A 20,004-nucleotide genomic window follows, 5' to 3' on the forward strand; every position below is an offset into this window, starting at 1 on the left:
GGCGGCGTTTTTGTTTAGAATCCGGTAGTCGATGCAGCGCGCAGGATTTGCCCGAGGCCACTGGCGACTGGCCTTGCCCGGCGCAGCGCGACGCATGCACTGTCGCACCTGTTCCAGGAATCCCGCGCAGGTTGCCGAGACAGACCGAAAGTCAAGCCATCGGCGATGGTTTTCCGCAGGAGCGGTATTGTGTTGCATCTCCCGACAGCGATTCCACCCGCGCTATGTGCCTGGGCGGTTTTCATGAGCGTGCTGATCACGCAGCTTGGCGTGCCGCTCCCGGCCGCGCCCATGCTGGTTCTCGCAGGAACCATGGCCGCCGCGGGCCAGGTCTCGTACTCGAGCGTGTTCGTCGCCGCCGTTTGCGCCACCTTGCTCGCCGATACGCTGTGGTTCACCACTGGGCGGCTGCGCGGCCGCCGCATGCTGAATTCGCTGGTGCGCTTTTCGCTGTCGTTCGACGCGACGGTCCGCACGGCGCGCAATATCTTCGAACGCTACGGTGCGCCGATTCTCACCGTGTCCAAATTCGTTCCCGGCCTCGGTTTGATCGCCGCTCCCTTGCTCGGCACCACGAGTATCGATGCACGCATTTTCCTGCTTTGGGATCTCCTCGGCGCGTCGTTGTGGGCGGGCCTCTGGCTGGTCGGCGGCGCGGCGCTGCACGACGAGATCGCACAATTCCTCCAGTTCGTGCGGCACAACGGCGTCACGGTATTCGATCTGCTGGCGGTGCTGGGTGGGTTGTTCGTTGTGTATCGCTGGGTGCGGCGGGTGCAGTTTCGCCGCTGGCTGGCGAGGATTCGCATCTCCCCCGAGCAACTGGACGGGTTGATGAAGTCGAACGCGCCGCCGCTGATCTTCGATGCACGTCCGGCGCAGGTGCGCGCGAAAGAGGCGTACCGGATTCCCGGAGCGCGCGCCCTCGATCTGGACTCGCCCGAGCAGCTCGATCCCGAACTGCTGAAGCGTCCGATCGTCGTGTACTGTGTGTGCCCGAACGAAGCGACGGCCAAGCGCATCATCACGCAACTGCATCGAAAGAATATTCATCACGTGCATGCGCTCAAGGGCGGGCTCGACGCCTGGGAGCGGCGCGGTTATCCGGTGGAGCCGCTGTCGGCGGACTTTCATGCGCCGCGTGGCAGGCCCGAGTCTGAAGCCGAGTTCGATCCGGTGCTCGATAACGAGTACACGGTGAGGGCGCGTCTCAGCGAATAATGCACGGCGAGGGCATCCAGAACGACTTCGCGCAGCACCAGGCCGCTTGCCGCGACTCGTTGAGAGGCGCCACGTGGTGCCCATCGAAACCGTTCACAAAACTCCGGACCTGTGCCACACTGGCCGTCATGAACCCACGTAACGCAACCACCCGCTCGCATCACCATCACGGCAGCAGTCCGTCGCGCCGTGGTTCGTTACGTCTCATAGCATCGAAGCCAGCCAGATATTGATTGACCGGCTGGCTCATGCGAAAACGACCCAGGCGCCTATGGCGCCTTTTTTTATTTCCTCACCACCTGGAGTTCGAGCATGACCATGATCCGTGGAACCCGCTTTATCGTCGGCAAGGAAGCCGCACGCGTTCGTGAACTGGAGAATCGTTTCCGGAGCTACCTTCATTGACGCTGGGGCGGAAGAGGCCATCATCCCCGCGCTATGGTCTCAGGACACCTTTGTGCAAAAGGCCGGCGGCAGTGAAATAATCGGCCAGATGTGGGCGTTCCCGGACAAGAAAGGCCGGCCGGTTTGCCTGATTCCCGAAGCCACCGCGTTGTTTCAGGAGCGTTGTCAGGAACTGCTCGAACGCCGCAAGGAACGGCTGTTGTTTTATGTGGCGCGCTGCTACCGCTATGAACGGCCCCAGGCCGGCCGCTATCGCGAGTTCGTGCAGCTCGGCTTCGAGTACCTCGGTCCAGATCCGTTAGGCGCTCTCGTACGCAGCCGTGAACTCGCCACAGGCTTTCTCGATTCGATCGGTGTGCGCTACGAACTCGACGTCGCTGCGCGACGCGGTCTGAGTTACTACCTGAACGGCGAGGGTTTCGAGATCCGTTGTCCTGAACTCGGCGCGCAACAGCAGGTAGCCGGAGGCGGCGCATATCGCGAGGGCGCAGGCTTCGGTATCGGCGCCGAGCGCTTGCTGCTTGCAATCGGCATACAAGGGCTGCAAGGTACGTCGAGCGGCTAAACCCTTGCAACGAACACGAAGCGGCACGTCGATCCAGTCTTCGCTGAGAAGCCTGAGCACTTCGCCTTGCAGCAACGGGGCAGTCCATGCTGCCCCGTCTTAGTGCAGCCGGCCAAAAAAGGAATACAGAACTCGCTACGTTGCGGGAGCACAGTTTTATCTGCGTACCAAACGGCCCACTTTGCGCTGCTTTGTTGATGAAGATCGAGTTGGGTCGCCCTATCATATGCGCCAGTTTGACGCACCCTCCTTAGGTGAAGAGGGGAGACCAATTCGTGGAGCCATGATGTACGCAGAGAGTATTGATAAATTCGCCAGGATCGGCGCCCACAAGGCGGCGGCGATCTTGCGTTCGCCGTTTGCCTTTCTGGTTGGCGCGGCCATGGCCGGCGCCTATATCGGCTTCGGCGACATCCTGATGTTTTCGGTCGGCTCGCATGTGGATCCGGCCTATGTGCACCTCGTCATGGGCGCCGTGTTCGCCTGCGCGCTGACGATCGTGGTGTTCGCCGGTTCGGACCTGTTCACCGGGACAGCGATGTACATGCCTTTTGCCGTGCTGCGCGGCGAGACGGGTGTCGGCGGCATGGTGCTGGTGTGGGTGGTGTGCTGGATCGGCAACCTGATCGGCGCCATCGTGCTCGCGGCGATTCTGCATGCGGCCGGCGGCGGGGTGCTGCTGACCGACGGCTCCGAGGTGTTCTTCAAGGCCGTGACGGCGAAGATGGCCGCGCCCGGTGAGGCGCTGTTCGCCAAGGGCCTGCTGTGCAACTGGCTCGTCTGTCTTGCGATCTGGATGGCGGCGCGCACCAACAACGACGGTGCGAAACTGGGCCTGATCTTCTGGCCGGTCTTCGCATTCGTGGCAAGCGGTTTCGAACACAGCGTCGCCAACATGTTCGTGTTCGCGCTGGCCTTGATGAGCGAACACCCGGACAGCGTGACGCTCGCCGGTGCTGTGCACAACGAAATATTCGTCACGCTCGGCAACCTGGCCGGCGGCGCGATCTTCATGGGGCTGGGCTACTGGCTGCAGGAAGGCGGCATTGGCCATCCGTCCAAGACGCGCTTGCCGATCGCGGCGGGCAACGCCAACACGAACTGATACTGATACGACGACGCAGGCACGGCTTCGTGCCGATCCGCGTGGAATCTGCATCGCCCGCATCTGAGCAATCAGGCGCGGGCGATGTGCGTTGAGCGGTCGTCGCTGGACGGTATTCAGCCGTCCGTTCGGGCAAGGGCCGTGAACCCTTCCTGGATGGACTCGACGTCCGCCGGCCGTACCACCCGTGCAACTTCGACGCCATCGCGTAAAAAAATCAGCGTCGGCCACAGCTTCACCCTGAACGACCGGCCGAGCGGCCGGCCGGGACCGTCCTCGATCTTCAGATGGCGCAGCCCGGCATGCTCCTCGAGGGCCTTGCCGATCAACGGCTGCGCCCCTTTACAGTAACCGCACCAGTCCGTGCCGAACTCGAGAATGGTTGTGCCCGCAAGCGCATCGACTTCGGCACGCGTCGGCGAGGTGGGTGAATAAGCAACGTGAGACGTCATTTCTACTCCGCAACAGGAGGGCGCCACGCTTCGCGTGCGTTGGAATCGCAGCTTGCGTGGCGGGAATGCTTCAATGTAGCGGAAAACGGCGCGGTCGACATACGCTGGTGCAGTCGACGCGGGCCGTGAAGCGCTTACACGTGGTCTCCGGTTGCCCGTTTGGGAAACAGGATGCCCTCATGGATCGCAGTGCCGGGTTTGACGCCGTCGCCCCAGGGGACATTCCAGCGCGGTTCGATGGAGACCCCAAGCAGCGAGCGCAGTTCCTGCATCTTGCCGGGCATCACCGGGGACAGCAGGTTGGAGACGTGGTATAGCGCTTCGATCAGCGTGTAGAGCACGCTATCGAGCCGCCCGGACGCGCTGCTATCTTTGGCGAGCGTCCATGGGGCGCTCGTCGCCACGTAGACATTGAGTTGTTTTACCAGCTCCATGACCTGCTCGGCGGCACGGCCGGGTTTCATTTCATCGACCAGCGCCAGAACGATGGCGGGCAACTCGCGCACCCGCGCGATCAGCGCCAGTTCCGGCCCGGTGTAGGCACCGGGTGCCGGGACGCGAGCGCCGCGGTACTTCACCACCATCGAGAGCGTGCGCGCCGCCAGGTTGCCCAGATCGTCGGCCAGATCGCGATTTAGACGCTGTTCGATTACCGCGTGACTGATGATTCCGTCAAAGCCGAAGCTGACCTCGCGCACGAGCGTGTAGCGCAGCGCGTCGACGCCGTAGGTGTCCGCCGCCTCCAGCGGATCGACGCCGTTGCCGAGCGACTTGCTCATCTTGCGTCCATCGGCGCCCAGCAGATGTCCCGACACGTGCAGGCGCCGATAGGGCGCAATTCCCAGCGCATGCGTCATGCTTAGCCAGAACAGCGTGTGCGTGCGCAGAATGTCCTTGCCGACGATATGCCGTGCCGACGGCCAGTAGTGCGCAAACGCCGCCTGATCGGGATAGCCGAGCGGCGAGACATAGCTCAGCAACGCATCGAACCAGACGTAGGTCACGTGCCTCGTATCCCACGGAATCGGAATGCCCCATTCGAGGCGCTCGGCCGGGCGTGAGATGCTCAGGTCGCCTATCGGTTCTTCCAGCAGCTTGAGCACTTCGTTGCGGTATTGCGTGGGCTGAATCAGATCTGGCGTGTCCAGCAGCAGTTGCCGGATCCATGTGCGATGCGCTTCCATACGAAAGAAATAATTCGCTTCGCGCCGCACCACGGGCGGCTCCTTGTCCTCGGGGAGCTTGCCGTCGACCAGTTCTTTTTCCGTGACGAAGCGCTCCTGGCCGACCGAATACAAGCCTTCATAGTCGGCCAGATAAATCTCGCTGGCTTCATACAGACGGGTCAGGCAGGCCGACACGACCCGGGCGTGCGACGGCGCCGTGGTGCGGACAAAATGATCCGGCTCGACCGCGAGATGCCGCCACGCCGCCTCGAAGCTCTGCGCATGACGTTCGGCGAACGCGTGCGGCGTTTCGCCGGCCTGCGCCGCGGCCTTGGCGATTTTCTCGCCGTGCTCGTCGGCGCCGGTGAGCAGCATCACCTGATGGCCGGCCGCTCGCAGATAGCGGGCCATGATGTCCGCATGGACGCTCGCGTAGGCGTGGCCCATATGCGGCCGGTCATTCACGTAGTAAATCGGTGTGGTGATGTATCGGTACGTCATTGCTGCTCCAAAAAAGAAAAGGGACGCCAGCGGCGTCCCTTTTTAGAAGCAAAAAAGCCCTTAGCGCCTGGGGGGAGAACCTGCCAGGGACATACGCATCGAGTGAGCGAGGACTTGGATAGCTTGCATTTTCGTCGGGAAGTATCGGGAGACAAAGTCGCGGCTCGTGCCGCGGTCTTTGAATGCTGCCAGCAAAGCTGCGGCTTGTCTAGGGGCGGGAAGCGCGGTATTCCGGACCCGCAGCCTCACCCCGCAACGCTTTGAAAATTGTTCAGGTCGGACCCGCGCTCGGAGATAATGGCGGCATCGGCGCCTTCGCTACAAGCTTGTAGCCGCACGCTTAACAATGGCTCATGTGCGATGCCGCCTCCACCCCGCCGTTTAACCGAGACTGACGAGGATCGCCCCGTATGGACCGCCTTCAGGCAATGGAAGTCTTCACCCGTGTGGTCGAGACCAACAGCTTTTCCAAGGCCGCAGAATTGCTCGACTTGCCGCGCGGCTCGGTGAGCAACCTGATTCAGGCGCTCGAGCAGCACGTCGGCGTGCGCCTGCTGAACCGGACCACACGTCAGGTCAGCGTCACCGAAGATGGTGCGTTGTACTACGAACGTTGTGTCGGCATCCTCTCCGAAATCTCCGATGCGGAGGCGTCGCTATCGAACAAGCGGCAAACGCCTGCCGGCACGATCCGCGTCGACACCTCCGGCACGCTGGCGAAGGCGCTGCTGTTGCCGGCGCTCGGCGATTTCTACCGGCAGTATCCGGAGATCGATGTGCGCCTCGGCCTCGCGGACCGCAACATCGACCTGATCCAGGACGGCGTGGATTGCGTGATCCGCATGGGAACGCCGGAAGAGTCGAGCCTGGTCGCCCGGCGCATCGGCAACTCGCGCATCACGACCTGTGCGTCGCCAGCTTATCTTGCCGCGCATGGCACACCCACGACGCTCGAAGAGCTCGCGGGACACCGTGCTGTCAACTATGTCTCGGCACGCAGCGGCAAGGTTTTTCCATTCGAATACGAAGTGAACGGCGAAGTGGTGAAGGTGTCGCTGGAAGGCGCGCTCGCGGTCAACGACGGCTCGGTCTACATCACCGCCGGCGCATTGGGTTACGGCATTATTCAACCCTCGCGCTTCATGGTTGCGGAAATGATCGAGCGCGGCGAACTGCAGGAAATCTTGAGCGAGTATGCGATTCCATCGACCCCGTTGTCGATTCTCTATCCGCATCGGCGCATGAGTTTGCGGGTCCGTGCGTTTACCGAATGGGTCACCGAACTCGCGAACCGTCATCCGGATCTGGGCCCCTGAACCAGCGCCATAGTCGCCGCAATATCTGCGCCCGGACAATGTCAGTTGAGCCGAATAACGCGTCTCCACTGCTTCGAGTGCAGGGCAAGCATCGGATCGAAGGCCGCGCCAGACTCTTTACCAGCCGTTACAAAGACGAATTATTTTTCGCGCTGCGACCCTTGCGCGGCTTCTAGAATTTCCTGCGTCTCTTCATCATCCTCACTTCAGGGAGAACGCATGATTCGCTTGCCGATTGCTTCGCTTATGGGCGCCTGCGCCACTGGTCTTCTGGTGGTCGCGCTCAGCGCCCATGCCCAAGGCACACCCGCCGCATCGAACGCACCGGACGATACGAAGTTGCACGCCGAAGATCAGGCCTTTGTGGCCGACGCGACCAAAGCGGTATCGACGCAGCGTGACGCCGCGCGACTCGCAACCTCGCGCTCCACCGATCGTGACGTCAAGGCTTTCGCGCAGCACGTCGCCGCCGACAACGCCAAGCTTTCGGAAGCATTGCGCGCCGCGAGTCCGCGTGGCGTCGACGTGCCGAACAACGACCCCGACACGGCCGTGCTCGACAGCATCAAGGACCTGCGCGGCAGCGATTTCGACAAGGCCTATATCCAGCAGGTCGCGCTCGGCGATGAGCAGAAGACCTTGTCGACCTTTCAGTCTGAAATCGCTTCGGGCCGCAATGCACAGTTGAAAGAGGCCGCGCGCAAGGCGTTGCCGACGGTGCAGGCCGATTACGCGCAGGCTCAGGAGCTGGCGCAGAGAAAGCACCTCGCCCAGTAAGGGCGGCATGCGCTTCACGCGCGACCGGTGTGACGCGCGAGCGCAGTACACACCTTTCATGCACCTTAAGCACGGGTGCTCGCCAGCAATTCGAGTGCCCGTGCAAACCACTTCCCACCTTTCACGCGAGCGGGCGAATTATTTTTCCAAAAAATAATTCGCCTTGCTGCCGGCATTTTTTTTAATTAAATGCAAGGCGCCGCAATTATTTATTTTTCTTACCTCGCGTCCTATGATGGCCCGCATGCTTGGGCGATCTAGCCAAGGGGCCGACACCGACCAGGACGACGGCATTCATGGACAACAGGATTCGCGGTTTCGACGGACTACGCGCCATCGCCGTGCTGATGGTGTTTTTGCAGCATCGCCTGCTCGCCAGCAGCGATGAGACCGGCCATCTCGGCGTATGGATTTTTTTCGCGCTGAGCGGCTTTCTGATCACCGGCATCCTGACGGCGCAACGCCGGACGATCGAGACGGGTGTCAGCGATTTTTTTGCCGAACTCAAACGCTTTCTGTTTCGGCGCACGCTGCGCATCTTTCCGATCTACTACCTGCTGCTGAGCGTGCTGGCGGTCCTGATGCTGTTCGGCTATGTCAGCCCGCAGCTCAAGAGCGGCTTGCTATTTCATTTCACTTACCTGTCGAATATCTGGATCGGCGAAGTATTGCGCTACTGGCCCGGCCCGTATTCGCATCTATGGAGCCTCTCTATCGAGGAGCAGTTCTATCTGTTCTTCGCGCCGCTGCTGTTGCTTGCGCCGCTGCGCTGGCATCTGCCGATCTGCTACACGGTGTTCGTCATCGGTGTGGCGTCGATGTGGTGGATGCGCATGGCAGGCACGCCGGAGATCGTCATCTACACGCACCCGTTGACCAATTTCTGGCTGCTTGCGCTCGGTGGAATCGGTGGGGCATGGCTGAACGCGGAAGGCTCGCTGCTGCGTGCGTGGCTCGCCCGGCCGTCGAGCTTCGCCGTGCTTCTGTTCGTCGTGGGCGCGCTGTGCGCCAGCGAGCCTCACTGGATGATGGCGGCAACCAGTCCCGCCGTCTATACGCTGATCTGCACGCTCTACGGCATCTGCGTCGCGGCGCTCGTGTGTTCGATCGCGTGCAGCCGCAGCACGACACTCGTGGGCCTGCTGGAAACGCAATGGCTGGTTTCGCTCGGCCGCATCAGCTATGGCTTTTATCTGTATCACAACTTCGTGCCGAATCCTGCGCGGCTCAATCGCGTGCAGGCGCTGTTTCATGGCGCGGGGGAGCCATCGTGGGTTCGTCTCGGAGGCATCGCGACGTCGTTCCTGTTTGCACTGGTGCTGGCGAAACTGTCGTGGCGCTATATCGAAGCGCCGCTTCTGCGGCGCAAGGCGCAGTGGACGCTGCGCGTCGTGAATCCGGCGGCGCGCGGCGCGGGGTTGTACAAGGGATAGGGTTGCTGCAGAGCGGGTGGTGCGGGTGGAGTGGGTGATTAAGGCGCCTTCTGCGCCGCTTCGACCTGAGCGGGTGACGAAACGGCGCTCGCGGCTTCGACGCCGTCCACGCTCGCACGAATGCGCCCGCCATCGAACCACACCCGCAAGTTGCGGTATTTCCTGAGATAACGAAGTCCGACGAGCGCGGCGGCGAAGCCCGAGGCGGCGCCCACGCCGAGCGCCCAGCGCGGGCCGAAATGATCCGCCACCCAGCCGACGATCGGCGCTCCGAGCGGCGTGCCGCCCAGCGCGATAGCGAGCAGGATCGCCACTACCCGGCCGCGCATGGCAGGCTCGGTGGACAGTTGCACGAGACTGTTGGTCGAGGTGGTGAAGGTCTGGGTGCAGATGCCGATCACCACCAGCGTGACGCCGAACAGGGCGTAGTTTGGCATGCAGGCGGCCAGGGTGCAGCCGCAGCCGAACAGTGCTGCGCTCACCAGCAGCAGCGCTAGCCGGGGCCGCGCACGCCGCGCGGCGAGCAGGGCGCCGGTCACGGAGCCGATCGCCATCGTCGAGCTCAGTAGTCCGTATTGACTCGCGCCCGCATGAAATGCCGTGACCGACATGGTCGAGATGAAGATCGGGAAGTTGAGGCCGAACGTGCCGATCAAAAACAGCATCAGCAGCAGCGCCATCAGATCGGGCCGTTTCGCGACATAGCGGAAGCCGTCCACGAAACCGCCGCGGGTGCGCTGCGCCTTGGGCTTGTGGTGCAGTTCGTGGACACGCAGCATCCCCAGCGACCCCAGCACCGCGGCGAACGAGAGCGCGTTGAGCAGGAACACCCAGCCGGTGCCGACCGAGGCGATCAGCACGCCGGCTACCGCCGGGCCGATCATCCGGCCGGCGTTGAACGAAGTGGAATTCAGCGCCACCGCATTCGACAGGTCCTCTTCGCCGACCAGTTCCGCGACGAAGGTCTGACGCGCGGGTGCGTCGAACGCGCTGACGCTGCCAAGCAGGAACGCAAACAGGTACACCTGCCACAACTGCACGAGCCCGGTAAGCGTGAGCAGACCGAGCCCGAAGGCGAGGGCGCCCATCGCCCCCTGGGTCACGAACAGCATCTTGCGCCGGTCGAGATGGTCGGCGGCGAAGCCGGTCAGCGGCAGCAGGAGCAGCATGGGGCCGAATTGCAGCGCCATCACGATGCCGACCGCGGTCGCATTCCGGTGCGTCAGCTCGGTGAGCACGAGCCAGTCCTGGGCGGTACGCTGCATCCAGGTCCCCACGTTGGAGACGAGTGCACCGCTGGCCCAGACCCGGTAGTTGAAGCCGCTCAGCGAGCGGAAGGTGCCTTTCACTTGACGCTCATGCGTGGGTCTGCCCGAGCAGGGCGACGATCTCCTGGGTGGTGCCGCTCTCGCCAAGACGCGGGAAAATCCGCGTGATCGAGTTGTGGTGCGTGTCGGGGTTCAGGTCGGTCATCGCGTCGACGGCGAGCGTGACGTTAAAGCCCAGTTCGAACGCCTGGCGCGCGGTCGATTCGACGCCGATGCTGGTGGCCACGCCGACGATCACCACCTGGGTGACGCCGCGCCCCTTCAGATACTGCTCGAGATCCGTGCCCGTGAAGGCGCCCCAGGTGCGCTTGGTCACCAGATGGTCTTGCGGCTGCTGGTTCAGTTCGGGCACGAGATCGCTCCAGCCGGCCGGCAGTGCACCGCTGCGCGCCTGCTCCGTGCGTCCCGGTGCGCCGCCGGCGACGTTCACCAGCACGACCGGCAGGTGCTGCGCACGGAATGCGTCGAGCAGCACGCGGCTGTTCCTGACGACTTCGCCGGTGGGGTGCGCGGTGGGCAGCGCGAGAATGCCGTTCTGCAGATCGATGACGATGAGCGCGGTGTTCGGATCGAGTGTGGTGACTGCCATGAGATGCTCCTTCGTGGGGTGAGGACAGCGGTGGCGCCGACGTGGCGCAAGCCGCGGACAGGGTTCGAATGGCGGCTGCCGCGCACGGCGCGCGGCAGCACGGGTCATGCTTCGACGAGGCGTTTGAGCAGTTCGACGGCGCTTGCCAGTTGCGCCTGTTCCGCCGCCGCGAGCTTCGTGCGAATGGCGCGGAACAGCCAGTCTTCGCGTGCGGCGCGGCCGGTCTTGATGGCTTCGACACAGGCTGGGGTGAGCGACAGCACGGTTTGCCGGCCGTCGGCCGGATCGGGCGCGCCGCTGACCAGGCCGGCCGCCTTCAGGGCGGAAACCGTTTCGCCCATCGATTGCGGACGCATGCCTTCGGCCCGGGCGAGCGCGGTGACGGTGGCGGGCCCCTCGCTTTCCAGGCGCAACAGCACACGGATCTGCGACCAGCTCAGGTCGCCGAGATGCGCCTGTTCGCGCAGGCGCCGCTTCAATTGGCCGATGACGACGCGCAACTCCCCGGCCAGCGCCAATGCGCGAAGGGCTTCGGGATCGGAGGGGGATTCGTTCATGTCCGGGAGATATGAAGGCAACCTGATAAGGTTACCTTCACAATAGGTCGGACGTCAAGCTGAAGCCTGCGTGGCTTGCCTTACAACACGGCATCCAGGTTATCCGAGCCCGGCGCAATCCCGTGGTCGTCCGGCTCGTCCGCGGTCTTGCCGGACGCCTCGCGCCGCCGCGCTTCGAGCAGATCCTGGTAGCGCAGCCACGAAGCGTGCTCGCCCGATTTGGCGGCGTACATCGCGGCATCGGCGTGGAGCAGCAGCATCTCGGCCGAGGTGCCGTCGGCGGGGTACTGACTGATGCCGATGCTCGCGCCGACCACCATCGGCTGCCCGTCGATCAGCAGGATCTCGTTCAACGAATCGATGATGCCGGCGGCGATGCCCGGCGCCGCATCGGTCGAGGAGGTGCCGCGGATCAGCACGATGAACTCGTCGCCGCCGAGCCGCGCGACCATATCGCGTTCCGAGAGGACCGCCTGCAGGCGCCGCGCGACGGCGGCGAGCACCCGGTCGCCGACCGTGTGGCCGAACTGATCGTTGATCTGCTTGAAGCGGTCGAGGTCGACGAACAGGACGGCGAGCCGTTCGCCGCTCGCGGCGGCCTCGCGAATCGCCGTCTCCAGCTTCTGGGCGAACAGCATCCGGTTGGGCAGCCCGGTCAGCGTATCGTGACTGGCGAGATGCACGAGCTCGTGCTGCTTGCTATGCAGGACATCGAGCTGCGAGCGGATCTCGCGGCGCATCCGGTCGAAGCAGCGCGCCAGCACGCCGATCTCGTCGGTGCGCTTGAGCGGCAGCGCGCCCATCGTATGGTCTGCGAAGAAATGGGTGGCGGCATGCGCCAGGATCTGCAGCGGTTGAGTGAGTGCGCGTGCAAACAGAATGGCGAGCAGGAAGGCGAAGACGCTCGATATCAGCACCATGCGGATAATCCGGTCGCCGAGCAGGTTCGCGTCGGCCAGCACGTCGGAGAGCGGCTTGGCGAGTCCGAGCACGATGAAGCGGTTGCCGTCGGCCACGCCGAACGGCCTGCGGATGAAGGCGAGCACGTGGCCGGCCGCCTGCTGTGGGCGCACCAGGCCGTTCATCAGCACATCGCTCTTCGACTGCTCGAACAATGGCTTGGTTGCCGGAAAACTGTCCTGCATGAAAATGCGCCGGCCGCGGTCGAAACCGAAGGTCTGCGCAGCATCCGGATGAATCAGGAAATCGCCCCACTCGTTGGCGAGATACACTTGGTAGTCGCGCGGCAGATCGACCTGCAACAGCCTGAGCAGGCTCGCCAGATCGGTGTCGACCACCACCACGCCGACCACGCTGCCGTCGGCCGCTACCACCGGCGTAGCGAGGCGCAGCGTGGGTTTGCCCTCGGCCGAATGCGCGCCGTGCTCGTGGTTGACCGAGATCGGCGCAATATAGATGCCGCGCCGCGGCAGCGTGAGCGTGTCGAACACATAGGCAAACTGGCTCTTTTCCTGCAGCCGGTTTGCCTCGACCCGCACCGCACTTTGCCCGTCGCGGTCGAAGCGGATCAGTTCCAGCCCGTAGTGCTGGCGCGCGATCAGGCGGATCTGCAGGTACTCGGGGTGATTCTCCATGAAGCTGGCGAACACGTTCGCCAGCCGCTCGCGTGCGGGATCGACGCCGGAGCCGTCGTCGAATTGCGCGACCCGCGCGGCCGACGGCAAGGCGGCGAGCACCTGCGCGTCAGCGGCCACGTCGTCGATCGCCGACGAAATGCGCTGGCCCAGCAGTTCGGTCGAGGTCAACAGGTTCTGCTCGGCTTCGCTCACGAGCATCGTGCGGTTGGCGCGGTACGCGTAGTAGCCGGTCGCGCCGGAGGCGACGACGCCGATGCAGGCGAGCAGGATCGAAAGCTTGAAGGTCAGGCCCGGACGCATCATTTGAAGGTCTCCGGCCGGTCTCCCGAGACGATCTTGCTCCAGAGCGCTTCGCGCCGCTGGATGTTGTCGACGGGGCGGATCCAGATCAGGTGTGCGTCGGCGTTGCTCTCAGGCGTTGCGCTCAGCGTATTGGCGAGGCCCTGGCGCTGCGTCAGCAGTGCGCTGACGTCCGGCTCGAGCATGTAGTTGATCCATGCAAGCGCGAGAGCACGATTGGCGGCCGTGCTCGTCATGGCCCAGCAGTCGAGCCAGGCGAGCGCGCCTTCGTCGGGAATCACATAGCCCACATCCGCGCCGGCCCGGCGCAACTGGGCCAGTTGCTGGGTGCCGTAGTTGCCGAACATCAGCGCGACCTTGTGATGGATAAAGAACGCCGTGCCCTCTTCGGGGAGGTTGTAATAGGTGAGCAGATTGCGCCGCAGATCGATCAGCTTGAGGGCGATCTCCCGGGTTTGCGCAGGGCTTAGCTGAAACGGATCGGGATAGCCGAGCGCGAGCGCCGCGAACGAGAAATTATGCTGCGCGCTGTTGAAGTCGAGCACCTTGCCGCGATAGCGCGGATTCCATAACTCCGCCATCGAACGCGGCGCCACCGCGATCTGCTTGCGATCGTAGATCAGCCCCATTGACGAATAGGTGAACGGAATCGCGTAGACCTTGCCGTCTCCGGTGAGACCGTCGATCGAGGCGCGCGCCTGAAAGCGCGGCAATTGGCGCCGCGTGTTGGGCAACTGCGTGAGGTCGAGCGGCGCCAGCATGTGCTCGTGCCGGTAGCGCTGGATTTCGGCCGTGTTGGCGGCGAGCACGTCGAACTGCGGAGCGGCGCCCGCATGCATCTTGTCCCACAGCGCCTCGTCGGAATCGACCATCGTCACTTCCACCGTGGCGTGAAAGCGCGCCTCGAAGGCTTTCACCACGTCACTATCGGCATAGCCTGGCCAGGCCAGTACGCGTAGGACGCTGTCACCGGCCACAGCAGGCGCGGCCGGCAAGATCGACAACAGCGCCGGAAACAGCGAGACGCACGCAAGCAAGCCGAGCCGCCGCAGTCCCCGCACACCATATGCGCAATGGATACGGCATGGCGAATGTGCCGGCGTCCTGGCGGGATCCGGCGTTGGTTGCCAGAGGAGCGGGAGGCCCCAGCGCATGTCCTTGGTCCTTTTGCAAGCGTGTACACGGGATCGATCCCGCCCAGCATCATGCACCCGAATTCGAGCAATTGCATGTCCAGGGCGTCGCGTCCCCCAGCGCCGTGCCGCACGAGGCTGAGCGGACCGGCTTGCCGGCGCGGGTCGATCGGCTGTTCGCGGTTTGCGAAGGTTGGTGCGCACGTTCGGTATTGCCGCGATCTGCATCCGGCCAGATGACATTTCGCAAAAAAATCCGAGCGTGCCTCTCAATTGCATAACGGCTGTGGTGACGAATATCTTGAGCCGTGGCGGGTGGACGAATCTCTCTAAAAAATAACGAACGAAGATGAACGAAGCGGGCCCGTCCCAGCGCTTGACGTTTCACGCACGCCGCAAGCAAAAAAAAGCGGCCCCTTATGGGGCCGCCCGGCTTCGCGGCGTTTCACGCCGCGCGTGCATCCGTGATCTCGCTCAGGACGACATGACCGTCACGGACTTGGTCACCAGATAGGCTTCCATCGCTTCCGGACCGCCTTCGGAGCCATAGCCCGAATCCTTGACGCCGCCAAACGGCATTTCCGGCGTCGGCGTAGCCGGCTGGTTGATCCACAGCATGCCGACTTCGAGGTGCTGCGACAGCAGATGCACGTTGGCGAACGACTTCGTGAAGGCATAGCCGGCCAGGCCGTACGGCAGACGATTGGCTTCGGCAATCGCGTCTTCGAGCGAATCGAAGCCACGAATCGCGGCGACCGGGCCGAACGGTTCGTTGTTGAACACATCGGCTTCGAGCGACACGTTGGTCAGCACCGTCGGCGCAAAGAAGTTGCCCTCGGTGCCGACCCGCTCGCCGCCGGTCGCGACCGTCGCGCCGGTGGCGCGCGCGTCGTCGAGCACCTTGGCCATGGCCGTCAGACGCCGCGCATTGGCGAGCGGTCCGAGCGTGGTGCCTTCGGCGAGGCCGTCACCGAGCTTGAGGCTCTCGGCGTGCTTGACGAGCGCCTGCGAGAATTCTTCGCGGATGCTGTTGTGCACGAGAAAGCGCGTCGGCGAAATGCAGACCTGGCCCGCATTGCGGAACTTGGCGCCGCCGGCCGCCTTGACGGCCAGCTCGACGTCCGCATCCGCCGCGACGATGACCGGTGCGTGACCGCCCAGCTCCATGGTGGCGCGCTTCATGTGGCTGCCGGCCAGCGCGGCGAGTTGCTTGCCGACCGGCGTCGAACCGGTGAAGGTGACCTTGCGGATCACCGGGTGCGGAATCAGGTAGCCGGAAATTTCGGCCGGATCGCCGAACACGAGGCCCACCGTGCCGGCCGGCACGCCAGCCTCGACGAACGCCTGCAGCAGCGCGGCGGGCGAGGCCGGGGTTTCTTCCGGCGCCTTGACGAGGAACGAGCAGCCGCTCGCGAGGGCGGCGCTCAGCTTGCGCACCACCTGGTTGACCGGGAAATTCCACGGCGTGAAGGCGGCGACTGGACCGATCGGCTCTTTCAGCACCAGTTGCTGCGCGGCCAGATTGCGCGACGGCACGACCCGGCCGTAGACGCGGCGGCCTTCGTCGGCGAACCATTCGATGATGTCGGCGGCCGACAGCATTTCGATGCGCGCTTCGGCGAACGGCTTGCCTTGCTCCTGGGTCATCAGGCGGGCGATGTCCGAGGCGCGTTCGCGCACCAGCGCGGCGGCACGGCGCATGGTGGTGGCGCGCTCGGCGGCCGGAATCTTGCGCCAGGCTGCGAAGCCTTTCTGGGCGGCGGCGAGCGCCCGGTCCAGATCGGCGATGCCGGCGTGCGCGACCTTGCCGATCGGCTTGCCGGTAGCCGGATTGAGGACTTCGATGGTCTTGCCGCTGGCGGCGTCGCACCACTCGTTATTGATCAGGAGACGGGTATCGGTATAGCTCGAAGTGGCCATGCTGGGTTCCTCTGGCGGTTGGGGCGAGCGGCCGCGACAACTGCGGGCGGCCGGTGTGTGCTGCGGATACGGGCATCTTAGCCGATTGTGGCCGCTCTCACAGGCGGCGCGGTTGCCCGCGCGGGCATGGCGCAGGTGTGGCAGGGGGGCCGGCCGGGCATGCCGCCCAGGGCCAGCGCAAGCCCGTTATTAGCGTGCACAGGCTCTAGGGTGCGGACGCGGCGCCCTTGTGCCGGTTGGCGCAGTCCGCGGTGACGATCATGCTGGCCTGGTCGGGCGTCAGCGCCTGGCCCTCGTGGCTATAAATGCGCTCGATGATCGCGTCGACCTCCTGCCGGTCGGAATCGTCCTTGTAGTAGGTCGCCGCCTGGGTCAGCGCTTGCGCTTTGGTCTTCTTGTGCAGGCGCCACGAGGCCACCTGGCCTGCAATATCGCCAAGCGCAAAACATTGATTGCTGACTGTCTGCGCAACCGCCTGTACGGCGGGTTGCGCGAGGCAAACCGCCAGCGCTGCTGATACGACTACTCGCTTCATGACCCGATCCTGTCGCCAGATGAGCGGCGCGCCGTACACGAGGGCCTCGGCCGGCGCGGAACCGCAAAACGAAAGGCGCTAGTTTACCGAGAAGCGGGCCGCGCGGGCGTGCAGGCCTGCAGGCCGGACTTACTTCTGTCCCTGAGTCCGGCCGCCGCCCAGCGCTTCGAGCAGGGGGCCCAGCGCATCGAGCTCCGCGCCGAAACCGCTCCAGTCGCCTGCCTTCAGCCGCTCGATGGCGCGCTGGTAATGGGCCAGTGCATCGCGGGCGCGCGCATCCGCCGCACCCGCCGGCGCAGCGGCGAGCGGGGTGCTCGCCTTGAAGAGCGCCGCCAGCGCGCCACCCAGCGTCTCGTCCATCACCACCCGGTCGCCATACGCCGCGATCACGCGCTTCAACTCGGGCAACTGGCCCGACTCCGCGCGCAGATACAACGGCGAGACGTAAAGGAGCGAGTTCTCGATCGGCACAACCAGCAGATGGCCGCGAATGACCCGCGAACCCATCTGGTTCCACAGCGAGATCTGCTGCGAAATCTCGGTGTTCTGCTGGATCCGCGCCTCGATCTGGAACGGCCCGTAAACCAGCTTGTCCTTGGGGAAGGTATAGACGATCAGCTTGCCGTATTCGGGCGGGTCGCAGCGCGCCGCCAGCCACGCGATCATGTTGTCGCGCTGGCTCGGCACCATCGGCAGCATCAGGACGAACTCTTCGTGCGGCTCGCCCGGCAGCCGCATGATCGTGTAATACGGCGCCATCGCGGTGCCGGGACTGCCGCCGCCGTCGATGCCGACCAGTTCCCGTGGAAACTGCCAGAGGTCTTCGCGGTTGTAGAAGACTTCCGGCGCATCCATGTGGTACGCCCGGTACAGTTTCGCCTGGATCAGAAACAGATCCTCGGGGTAGCGGATATGCTGCTGCAGATCCTGGGGCATCGCCGCCAGCGGTTTGAACAGACCCGGGAAAATGCGCCGGTACGTCTGCACGATCGGATCGTCAGGATCGCTGACATAGAAGTCCACCGTGCCGTTGTAGGCGTCGATCACCACCTTGAGCGCATTGCGGATGTAGTTGACGCCGTCGTCGGCGCCCGCCTGGGCGTAGGGGAACCAGCGGCTCGTCGTATAGGCGTCCTGCATCCAGAACAGGCGCCCGTTGCTCACCACCAGGTAAGGGTCGTGATCGAGCGTGAGAAATGGCGCGATCATGCGCACCCGGTCCTGAATGTTACGGTGCAGCAGAATCCGGCTGCCGCCCGTGATGTAATCGGTCAGCAGGATGTTGGGGTCGTCGAACTCCCAGGCGAACAGGCTGCGGCGCGCGGCGCTGCCGATGCTGATGCCGTCGCGCCCGCTGTAGGTGGTGTAGACGTTGTCCTTGCCCTTCGGATAATCGAATTCGGGCAGGTTGCCCTTGACGACGACATAGCCGTCGCCGCCTTCGCCGAAGTACAGACGCGGCTCGCGAATCGCGGGGCCGCCGCTGGCAGCGGGCGGAATATCCTGCAGGTAGAGGGACGGCAAGCCTTCGGTCGATTTTTCGGTGACCGGCGACATGACGACCCCGTTGCCGTGGGTGAACAGGAGATGCAGGTTCACCCAGGTCTGGGCGTTCGGCGGCAGCATCGAAGATTCGAGCTCGCGCGCCGACAGCATCACCTGCCGGTAACCGCTGTCGAGCCGGTAGCGGTCGATGTCCACGGAGAAGAATTTGTAGTACGTCCGGATCTCCTGCAACTGCGCGTAGGTATCCATCAGCGGCTGCACATCCCACAGGCGGATGTTGTCGACGGTCGCGCGATTGGCTTCGAGCGAGGCGAGGTTCAAGCCCTGCTCGGCCGGAAACGGTTTCACCGCAATCTGCCCGAGACCGTAGGCGGTCCGCGTCAACGCGATGTTGTCCCTGATATAGGGCGTCTCCAGTTGCAGCTCGCTCGGTTTGACATAGAGACGCTGGAACAGCGCAGGGTAGACGCCGGCCAACAGCACCGAGCCGCCGAACACGAGCAGCACCGAGGCGGCTGGAATCCGGTAGCCGGGTCGGCGCATGTTGAACCACGACGCGAGCGCCGCAACCGCGGCGAGTCCGGCGAGCAACCACAGCATCGGCAGCTCGACATGGAGGTCCGTATAACCGGCGCCGACCACGACACCGTTGTCGCCGTACAGCAGCAAAAAGCGCTCGAGTGTGTACGACCATGCCTTCACGGAGAAGAACAGGCCGAGCAGCGCGCAACCATGCGCGGCGGCTGCGCGCGCGAGTCCGCGCGGCACGCGCTCGAAGCTGAGGTCGCCGCGGATGCCATAGACCACGGCTGCGAGGATCGTGCTGCAGAAGAGCACTTGCCATAGCCAGTTCTTGAGCGCGAGAAAGGCGGGCAGCGAGAACAGATAGAAGCCAATGTCCTTGCCGAAGACGGGATCGCGCTGGCCGAACGGCACCTGATGCAGGTAGCGCAGCACCATGTCCCAATTGGCGGTTTCTCCCGCGGCGATCACGAGTCCCAAAACGAGCGCGGCGGCGGCGATGCTGGTGCGCCAGGGAATGCGCGGCGCGAACTGTTCCGTCAGGGCGTTGATGAGATCCGGCGGGCCGGACGATTGGGCTGCTTCGACTTGCCAGCTACCGGGGCGCGTTGCGTAACGGTGCGCGACGAATCCGGATGCGCCGATAAGCGCCGCCGACACGACGCACACGGCGGCGAACAGGAGCGCCTGGGTGGAAATGACAGTCCAGAATACGTTCGCATAACCGATCGATGCAAACCACAACCCATCGACCACGATGCCGGTGATCCGGCCGACGACGATCAGGACGGCGACGACGACCACCACTAACGCGATGGCGGTGCGTCTGAAGCGTGCGGGGTATTTCACTGGCGAACGCATCGACCCTCCGTGGTTGGGCCGCGACTCGAAGCTGCCCCGGATTGGGTCAGCCCAGATGAACAATTGTATGACGGGGTCTGAATCGATGCTGCAACACGACGATGCGCCGGTCGCAGGGAGGAGGCAGGGAGGCGATGGACGGGATTGAGGCGATTGAAACGAGTGACGCAACGACGGCCGTCGGCGGGCCGGGGTGTCGGGTCGGCACCCGGCA

The 20,004-nt window shown here is 64.1% G+C and carries 16 protein-coding genes; 6 read left to right on the forward strand and 10 right to left on the reverse strand.

The annotated features are described in order from the left end of the window. The first annotated feature begins 189 nt into the window (after window positions 1-189). The 3 genes from AC1ECK_RS12440 (at window position 190) to AC1ECK_RS12450 (ending at window position 3,296) form a co-directional block, all read left to right on the forward strand. Entirely contained in the window at window positions 190-1,221 is a 1,032-nt protein-coding gene (locus tag AC1ECK_RS12440) for a VTT domain-containing protein (RefSeq protein WP_480319388.1), read from the forward strand. A 367-nt stretch (window positions 1,222-1,588) separates the two neighbouring features. Beyond that, window positions 1,589-2,191 (forward strand): ATP phosphoribosyltransferase regulatory subunit, encoded by a 603-nt coding sequence (locus AC1ECK_RS12445; protein ID WP_480319390.1) that lies wholly within the window; start codon window positions 1,589-1,591, stop codon window positions 2,189-2,191. 283 nt (window positions 2,192-2,474) lie between these two features. Then, on the forward strand, window positions 2,475-3,296 hold the full coding sequence (locus tag AC1ECK_RS12450; RefSeq protein ID WP_480319392.1) for a formate/nitrite transporter family protein: 822 nt from the start codon (window positions 2,475-2,477) through the stop codon (window positions 3,294-3,296). Window positions 3,297-3,412: 116 nt separating this feature from the next. Here the strand turns inward: AC1ECK_RS12450 and AC1ECK_RS12455 are convergent, their stop codons facing one another. Together AC1ECK_RS12455 and AC1ECK_RS12460 are read right to left on the reverse strand one after the other, a co-directional pair. Further along, window positions 3,413-3,748, reverse strand: coding sequence for a thioredoxin family protein (locus tag AC1ECK_RS12455; RefSeq protein WP_480319394.1), 336 nt, complete (start codon window positions 3,746-3,748; stop codon window positions 3,413-3,415). 134 nt (window positions 3,749-3,882) lie between these two features. Then, window positions 3,883-5,415 carry a class I tRNA ligase family protein gene (locus AC1ECK_RS12460; RefSeq protein WP_480319396.1) on the reverse strand — a complete coding sequence of 511 codons (1,533 nt, stop codon included), beginning with the start codon at window positions 5,413-5,415 and terminating at the stop codon, window positions 3,883-3,885. Between the two features lie 410 nt (window positions 5,416-5,825). On the opposite strand from AC1ECK_RS12460, the gene AC1ECK_RS12465 reads away from it, so the two are divergent. From AC1ECK_RS12465 to AC1ECK_RS12475, 3 genes are all read left to right on the forward strand, one after another. Then, the gene (locus tag AC1ECK_RS12465; RefSeq protein ID WP_480319398.1) at window positions 5,826-6,731 is read left to right on the forward strand and encodes a LysR family transcriptional regulator; all 906 of its coding nucleotides are present in this window, start codon (window positions 5,826-5,828) and stop codon (window positions 6,729-6,731) included. 219 nt (window positions 6,732-6,950) lie between these two features. After that, entirely contained in the window at window positions 6,951-7,508 is a 558-nt protein-coding gene (locus tag AC1ECK_RS12470; RefSeq protein WP_480319400.1) for a DUF4142 domain-containing protein, read from the forward strand. A 296-nt stretch (window positions 7,509-7,804) separates the two neighbouring features. Next, window positions 7,805-8,941, forward strand: a complete 1,137-nt coding sequence (locus AC1ECK_RS12475) for an acyltransferase family protein (protein WP_480319402.1) — start codon at window positions 7,805-7,807, stop codon at window positions 8,939-8,941. A 38-nt stretch (window positions 8,942-8,979) separates the two neighbouring features. Here AC1ECK_RS12475 and AC1ECK_RS12480 read toward each other — a convergent pair whose 3' ends face one another. The 8 genes from AC1ECK_RS12480 to AC1ECK_RS12515 all read right to left on the reverse strand — a co-directional run bounded on the left by AC1ECK_RS12480 (window position 8,980) and on the right by AC1ECK_RS12515 (window position 19,790). Then, a complete protein-coding gene (locus AC1ECK_RS12480; protein ID WP_480319404.1) occupies window positions 8,980-10,290 on the reverse strand; it encodes an MFS transporter in 1,311 nt (436 codons plus the stop codon). 7 nt (window positions 10,291-10,297) lie between these two features. Further along, window positions 10,298-10,858: an isochorismatase family protein gene (locus AC1ECK_RS12485; protein WP_480319406.1), complete on the reverse strand. Its 561-nt coding sequence runs from the start codon at window positions 10,856-10,858 to the stop codon at window positions 10,298-10,300. A 104-nt stretch (window positions 10,859-10,962) separates the two neighbouring features. Next, the gene (locus AC1ECK_RS12490; RefSeq protein ID WP_480319408.1) at window positions 10,963-11,415 is read right to left on the reverse strand and encodes a MarR family winged helix-turn-helix transcriptional regulator; all 453 of its coding nucleotides are present in this window, start codon (window positions 11,413-11,415) and stop codon (window positions 10,963-10,965) included. Window positions 11,416-11,495: 80 nt separating this feature from the next. Then, complete coding sequence (locus tag AC1ECK_RS12495) at window positions 11,496-13,316, reverse strand: diguanylate cyclase domain-containing protein (protein ID WP_480319410.1); 1,821 nt, start codon at window positions 13,314-13,316, stop codon at window positions 11,496-11,498. After that, complete coding sequence (locus tag AC1ECK_RS12500; protein ID WP_480319413.1) at window positions 13,313-14,374, reverse strand: extracellular solute-binding protein; 1,062 nt, start codon at window positions 14,372-14,374, stop codon at window positions 13,313-13,315. The genes AC1ECK_RS12495 and AC1ECK_RS12500 overlap by 4 nt, the downstream gene beginning before the upstream one ends. A 546-nt stretch (window positions 14,375-14,920) precedes the next feature. After that, window positions 14,921-16,366 carry an NAD-dependent succinate-semialdehyde dehydrogenase gene (locus tag AC1ECK_RS12505; RefSeq protein WP_480319415.1) on the reverse strand — a complete coding sequence of 482 codons (1,446 nt, stop codon included), beginning with the start codon at window positions 16,364-16,366 and terminating at the stop codon, window positions 14,921-14,923. A 205-nt stretch (window positions 16,367-16,571) separates the two neighbouring features. Then, entirely contained in the window at window positions 16,572-16,901 is a 330-nt protein-coding gene (locus tag AC1ECK_RS12510; protein WP_480319417.1) for a hypothetical protein, read from the reverse strand. 129 nt (window positions 16,902-17,030) lie between these two features. After that, window positions 17,031-19,790 (reverse strand): UPF0182 family membrane protein, encoded by a 2,760-nt coding sequence (locus AC1ECK_RS12515; RefSeq protein ID WP_480319419.1) that lies wholly within the window; start codon window positions 19,788-19,790, stop codon window positions 17,031-17,033. Window positions 19,791-20,004: the final 214 nt, after the last annotated feature.

This window comes from Paraburkholderia sp. SSBN10T (assembly GCF_056619545.1).

Bases quoted from the DNA above. Each gene is read 5' to 3' on its own strand.
- AC1ECK_RS12450 (WP_480319392.1), top strand. From the start codon at position 2,475: ATGATGTACGCAGAGAGTATTGATAAATTCGCCAGGATCGGCGCCCAC.
- AC1ECK_RS12455 (WP_480319394.1), bottom strand. From the start codon at position 3,748: ATGACGTCTCACGTTGCTTATTCACCCACCTCGCCGACGCGTGCCGAA.
- AC1ECK_RS12460 (WP_480319396.1), bottom strand. From the start codon at position 5,415: ATGACGTACCGATACATCACCACACCGATTTACTACGTGAATGACCGG.
- AC1ECK_RS12465 (WP_480319398.1), top strand. From the start codon at position 5,826: ATGGACCGCCTTCAGGCAATGGAAGTCTTCACCCGTGTGGTCGAGACC.
- AC1ECK_RS12470 (WP_480319400.1), top strand. From the start codon at position 6,951: ATGATTCGCTTGCCGATTGCTTCGCTTATGGGCGCCTGCGCCACTGGT.
- AC1ECK_RS12475 (WP_480319402.1), top strand. From the start codon at position 7,805: ATGGACAACAGGATTCGCGGTTTCGACGGACTACGCGCCATCGCCGTG.
- AC1ECK_RS12485 (WP_480319406.1), bottom strand. From the start codon at position 10,858: ATGGCAGTCACCACACTCGATCCGAACACCGCGCTCATCGTCATCGAT.
- AC1ECK_RS12490 (WP_480319408.1), bottom strand. From the start codon at position 11,415: ATGAACGAATCCCCCTCCGATCCCGAAGCCCTTCGCGCATTGGCGCTG.
- AC1ECK_RS12495 (WP_480319410.1), bottom strand. From the start codon at position 13,316: ATGATGCGTCCGGGCCTGACCTTCAAGCTTTCGATCCTGCTCGCCTGC.
- AC1ECK_RS12505 (WP_480319415.1), bottom strand. From the start codon at position 16,366: ATGGCCACTTCGAGCTATACCGATACCCGTCTCCTGATCAATAACGAG.
- AC1ECK_RS12510 (WP_480319417.1), bottom strand. From the start codon at position 16,901: ATGAAGCGAGTAGTCGTATCAGCAGCGCTGGCGGTTTGCCTCGCGCAA.
- AC1ECK_RS12515 (WP_480319419.1), bottom strand. From the start codon at position 19,790: ATGCGTTCGCCAGTGAAATACCCCGCACGCTTCAGACGCACCGCCATC.